Here is a 725-nt window from a genome sequence, read left to right on the forward strand (position 1 = left end):
CGCCCGTTTGGCGACTTCTTTTCCGATCATGCCAAGTCCGACGATGCCGAGTGTTTTGCCGTAAACGTCAGATCCAAAAATCCTCGGCCATTTTCCCAGCTTTGTCTCCCTGTCGGCTGCAGGAATCTGTCTTGCAGCCGACAGCATGAGACCGAATACAAAATCGGCGACTGCATGCTTGTTGGCGTTGGGGGCATTCGTCACCCAGACGTTGCGCTCTTTCGCAGCGTGCAGATCGATATTGTCGACACCGACGCCATGTTTGCAGACAATTTTTAAAGAAGGGAGACGATCCAGGACATACGGCGTAATCTGGTTAAACGCCACGATCGCGGCATCCGCTCCTTCTGCTGCTTCAATAAACTGCTCCTCGGTTATATCTGCAGGAAGGCGTTCCAGCGACATGCCCTTTTTTTCCAAAAACAAGACGGGATCGTCTGAGTATTTCGCAAATGACGGTGATGTACATACGACTTTCATAAGATGCACCAACCTTCTTTCATTTTTCTACGATTTGGGCGCCAGCTCAGCGGCTGACCGCAAAGCAGCGAGCATGCTTCTTTCATCGGCTTTGTTCTGCCCCGCAATGTCAAATGCGGTTCCGTGGTCGACAGAGGTGCGTATGATCCCGCCGTTTAATCCGACTGTAATGTTGACGCCCTCTTCCAACCCGAGGACTTTGACCGGTATATGCCCCTGGTCGTGGTAGCAGGCTACGACAAGGT

2 protein-coding genes are annotated in these 725 nt (G+C 52.0%); both read right to left on the minus strand.

Annotation, left to right across the window (positions count from 1 at the left end; all coding sequences use genetic code 11):
* Window positions 1-480: NAD(P)-dependent oxidoreductase (locus ACWHAR_RS26900; protein WP_452088405.1), on the minus strand; the 480-nt coding region annotated here is incomplete at its 3' end.
* Between the two features lie 27 nt (window positions 481-507).
* Window positions 508-725 (minus strand): 4-hydroxythreonine-4-phosphate dehydrogenase PdxA (locus tag ACWHAR_RS26905; protein WP_452088406.1); only part of this gene is annotated, 218 nt, incomplete at its 5' end.

This window comes from Bacillus sp. LR--39, assembly GCF_053613335.1.